Origin of the sequence: Streptomyces sp. SM1 (assembly GCF_002910825.1) — a bacterium.
GTDB classification, from domain to species: Bacteria; Actinomycetota; Actinomycetes; order Streptomycetales; family Streptomycetaceae; genus Streptomyces; species Streptomyces okerensis.
Map to the genome: position 1 here is coordinate 1 of NZ_NEUB01000144.1, position 4,121 is coordinate 4,121.

A 4,121-nucleotide genomic window follows, 5' to 3' on the forward strand; every position below is an offset into this window, starting at 1 on the left:
GCGCCGGACCCGGCGGCCGCCGAGACCCTCCTGTCCTCCGGCACACCCCATCTCTACGCCGGTGTGGTGGAGGGAACCGGTGTGGCCGGTCCGCTGGTGCTGCCCGGAGAGACGAGCTGTGCGGGCTGTCTCCAGCAGGACCGCGTCGACCGGGACCCGGCCTGGCCCCGGCTGGTGGCCCAGTGGCGCTCCGGGCGGCAGCGACGGGTGGGCGCCTGCGATCTGACCTTGGCCACGACCGTGGCGGGTTTGACGGCCGCGCACGCGCTCGCTTTCCTGGACGGCCGGGTTCCGTCCACGGCCGGTGCCCGCTGGGAGGTGTCCCTTCCCGGTCTGAACTGGCATGCTCGGCCGGTGTGGCCCCACCCGGACTGCCCGTGCGGGGCGGCCGGGAGGGATCAGGAGAACCGGCCGGGAGGAGACCCGGAAAAAGGTAAGGGACGACACACCGCCGGGAGTGGGGGGCCGCGCGGGACAATGGCCGTGCAGGGGCCGTCGGACAGGTGGCGCCGTCAGGCGGACGCGAAGCGGCCGGCAGGTACTTGGAGGGCGCATGTCTGATCTTCCCCGGAAGGCGGTCACCCGGACCGCCAAGCTGGCCGCGCTCCCGCTCGGCTTCGCCGGGCGGGCGACCTGGGGACTCGGCAAGCGGATCGTGGGTGAATCCGCGGAGCTTGTCGGCCGGGAACTGCAGCAGCGCACCGCCGACCAGCTGTTCAAGGTGCTCGGCGAGCTCAAGGGCGGCGCCATGAAGTTCGGCCAGGCGCTGTCGGTCTTCGAGTCGGCCCTGCCGGAGGAGGTCGCCGGTCCCTATCGGGCGGCGCTGACCAAGCTCCAGGAGGCGGCTCCGCCGATGCCGACCCGCACCGTTCACGCGGTGCTCGAGGAACGGCTGGGCGAAAACTGGCAGGAACTGTTCCTGGAATTCGAGGACAAGCCGTCCGCGGCGGCCTCGATCGGCCAGGTGCACCGGGGTGTGTGGCACGACGGCCGCGAGGTGGCGGTCAAGGTGCAGTACCCGGGGGCCGGCGAGGCCCTGCTGTCCGACCTGAACCAGCTGAGCCGCTTCGCCCGTCTGCTGGGCCCGCTCATTCCCGGTATGGACGTCAAGCCACTGATCACGGAGCTCAAGGACCGTGTGTCGGAGGAGCTGGACTACGGACTGGAGGCGCAGGCCCAGCGGGTCCATGCCGAGGAGTTCGACGGCGATCCCGATGTCGTCGTGCCGGACGTGATCCACCAGAGCGAGCAGGTACTGGTCACCGCCTGGATGGACGGCATCCCGCTGTCGGAGATCATCTCGGACGGCACCGAGGCACAGCGCGACCGGGCCGGCCAGCTCCTGGCCCACTTCCTGTTCTCCGGGCCCGCCCGCACCGCTCTGCTGCACGCCGACCCGCATCCGGGCAACTTCCGCCTGCTGCCCGGCGGCCCGGGCGGTGAGGACGACTGGCGCCTGGGCGTACTGGACTTCGGCACCGTCGACCGGCTCCCGGGCGGACTGCCCACCCCCATCGGCGAGGCCCTGCGGATCACTCTGGAGGGCGATGCCGAAGCGGTCTACGCCATGCTCTGCACGGAGGGCTTCGTCAAGGAGTCGATCGAGCTGGACCCCGACGCCGTCCTCGACTACCTGCTGCCGATCATCGAGCCGGCCCGGGCCGACGAGTTCACCTTCACCCGCGGCTGGATGCGGAGCCAGGCGGCCCGGATAGCCGATCCCCGCTCCCCCGCCTCCCAGCTCGCCAAGCAGCTCAACCTTCCCCCCGCCTACCTGCTGATCCACCGGGTGACCCTGAGCACGATCGGTGTGCTCTGCCAGCTGGGAGCGACGGTGCGGCTGCGGGACGAACTGGAGGAGTGGCTGCCGGCGTTCGTCCCGGAAGATCCGGAGGCGGAGGAATCGGCCGCGGAGGCATGACCGGTCCGGCCGGCGGCGCGGCCGCTCCGGAGAACACCGGCGCCGCCGGTGCGGCCCGCCGCTACCACCACTGCGCGTCGAGACGCCCCTCGATCGCCCGCAGATGCTCGCGCGAGCACTTTTCGCAGTAGTACCGCCGGGCACCGTTCTCCACGGAGAAGGTCCAGGTCGGCTGCGAGTCCTCGGCGCGGGTGCCGCAGAGGGCACACACCGGCCGATCCGGTTCCGCCGGGGGGCCGTCGTCGTCGCTGTCTCCGGAACGGCTCGTCACCCGGCGACGATATCGCCGTCACGGGCGGGCCGCCCGGCAACGCGCAGCGGGGTCCGGTCCGTGTGCACGGACCGGACCCCGCAGGGGAAGACCGGGCCTCCGGCCGGGGAGGCACCGCTTCAGGTGGGATCGGTTACTGCATGACCGCCATGGCGAGCGCCCGGCGGGCGCGCCGGGAGGCGCGCTCGGCCCGGCGCTGCATCCGGCGCGCGGTCACCAGGCGCGAGGCCTGGCGCTCCTGTTGCGCCTCCTGCAGTCGCTCGTGCATTCGCGCACGAGCCATGGCTTCTGGGATGAGTTGCATCTCTCGGGTCCTGTTCTGGCGCGAGTCGTTCGCACCACTGGTGGTGAAGTCTTCGGTCGCGGAGCCTGCGGGCTCGTGAGTGGACGGCATCATCGGGGCCTGCTTCTGGGGGTCGTGCGTGAGGGGACGGTCGATCGTTCCTGGGGTGTTCATGCCGTGACCGGGTTCTTGCGCGGGCGGCCACGCGGCCGCTTCCGGGCGACGACGACTCCCTGGACGAACAGCTCGCCACCCCAGACGCCCCACGGCTCACGCCGCTCCTTGGCACCGGCGAGGCAGGCCTCCATCAGCGGGCAGGTACGGCAGAGGGACTTGGCGTACTCGACGTCCGCGGGGGACTCGGCGAAGAAGACCTCCGGGTCGTAGGAGCGGCACGGGACGGGCACGCCGAAGTTCTCGATGGCGTCGTCGAGCGCGGTGAGCGCGGTGAGCGGAGTCAAGGTCGGGTCCTCCGTGGAGCCGGACTTGGGGATCGTGTCGGAAGGCGGTACGGACGGGGCGTGCGCTTCGAGTTGCACGGATTCGTCTTCCTCGTCTGGTCGTTTCCGGCCTGTTGGGCCGGGTGGCGGCTTGGTACCGGGTTCTTTTCCTGTCCCGAGGCGCTTCGCTCTGCCTCCCCGTTCGGGGAAAACAGAAGGGCCGCGGATCCCGGGTGGGGTTCCGCGGCCCTGAAGGCGCCGGCCTGATCTCATCAGGCTGGATCACTCCAGGGTTCTGGCCCACGGAAGGCCCACATCAGGTGGTGCTGCGTCGTCTGCTTCCGGAATCCGGCACCGGCTGCGGCAAAGGCATAGGCATAGGCCTGCGCCTCTGCCACTACTGCTGCTTCCAGTGCCCTGGTCGGTCGCTCATTGCGCTCACGGACGGCAGGAGCCGCGGGAGCGACGGAGGACACAAGGCCTGCGGCACGAATGCCGGACAGACCGGTGCCCTGGTTCGAGGCGCCGAGAATGCACAGGGAGACGGCCGGGCGATCGGTCAGTTCGACGACGGAGCTGCTGTTGATGCTGATCACTGGGCTCGCCTCCTCTCGGCGTCTTGGGGACCGGGTGGAACCGGTCCGTGGATATGCAAGTAGAACACGGATTCAGGGCCTTGGAGAAGGCCGCCGTCCTCGTGCCTAAGAACCTATGGGGATCGTCGGGGCATGCGCAAACTATTTTTTCGACGAGTTCGTATCAGTCCGGATCACGCCCCTCGGCGGGGTCACGGCCTGCGCAGATGGCCAGAACATCGGCCCCGTAGCGGCTCAGCTTGCGGATCCCCACCCCGGGGATACGAGCGAGCCCGTGCTCGTCGTCGGGGACCGTCTCCGCGATGGCGATCAGCGTCTTGTCGGTGAAGACGCAGAAGGCCGGCTGACCGCTGCGCAGCGCCTGGCCCGCCCGCCACTCCCGCAGCCGCTCGTACAGGCCCTCGTCCATGTCGGAGGGGCAGTCCTCGCAGCGCATCAGCTTCATCTCGCCCGCGTCGGTCAGCGTGCGGCCGCAGACCCGGCAGCGGGCGGGGCTGCGCCGTCCACGTCTCGGACCGGGCGTGACCCGGTCGGCCGCCGCTCCGGGGGAACCGTGCTCCACGCCTCCCGGACCCGTGGCGCCACCACGGCGCGCGGCCGTGACCGACCC

Annotated in this window: 7 protein-coding genes; 2 read left to right on the plus strand and 5 right to left on the minus strand. The window is 70.8% G+C overall.

The features are described from left to right. Both B9S61_RS03065 and B9S61_RS03070 read left to right on the plus strand, forming a co-directional pair. Positions 1-561: TOMM precursor leader peptide-binding protein (locus tag B9S61_RS03065; protein ID WP_146064692.1), on the plus strand; the 561-nt coding region annotated here is incomplete at its 5' end. Then, entirely contained in the window at positions 554-1,921 is a 1,368-nt protein-coding gene (locus B9S61_RS03070) for an AarF/ABC1/UbiB kinase family protein (RefSeq protein WP_103540792.1), read from the plus strand. The genes B9S61_RS03065 and B9S61_RS03070, both read left to right, overlap by 8 nt. A gap of 61 nt (positions 1,922-1,982) precedes the next feature. Here the strand turns inward: B9S61_RS03070 and B9S61_RS03075 are convergent, their stop codons facing one another. From B9S61_RS03075 to B9S61_RS03095, 5 genes are all read right to left on the minus strand, one after another. Further along, positions 1,983-2,192 (minus strand): hypothetical protein, encoded by a 210-nt coding sequence (locus B9S61_RS03075; RefSeq protein WP_103540793.1) that lies wholly within the window; start codon positions 2,190-2,192, stop codon positions 1,983-1,985. Between the two features lie 133 nt (positions 2,193-2,325). After that, complete coding sequence (locus B9S61_RS03080; RefSeq protein ID WP_103540794.1) at positions 2,326-2,649, minus strand: hypothetical protein; 324 nt, start codon at positions 2,647-2,649, stop codon at positions 2,326-2,328. After that, entirely contained in the window at positions 2,646-3,014 is a 369-nt protein-coding gene (locus tag B9S61_RS03085; RefSeq protein WP_103540795.1) for a WhiB family transcriptional regulator, read from the minus strand. The genes B9S61_RS03080 and B9S61_RS03085 overlap by 4 nt, the downstream gene beginning before the upstream one ends. Before the next feature lie 173 nt (positions 3,015-3,187). Next, on the minus strand, positions 3,188-3,511 hold the full coding sequence (locus B9S61_RS03090) for a hypothetical protein (protein ID WP_103540796.1): 324 nt from the start codon (positions 3,509-3,511) through the stop codon (positions 3,188-3,190). 163 nt (positions 3,512-3,674) lie between these two features. After that, positions 3,675-4,121: HRDC domain-containing protein (locus tag B9S61_RS03095; protein ID WP_181007211.1), on the minus strand; the 447-nt coding region annotated here is incomplete at its 5' end.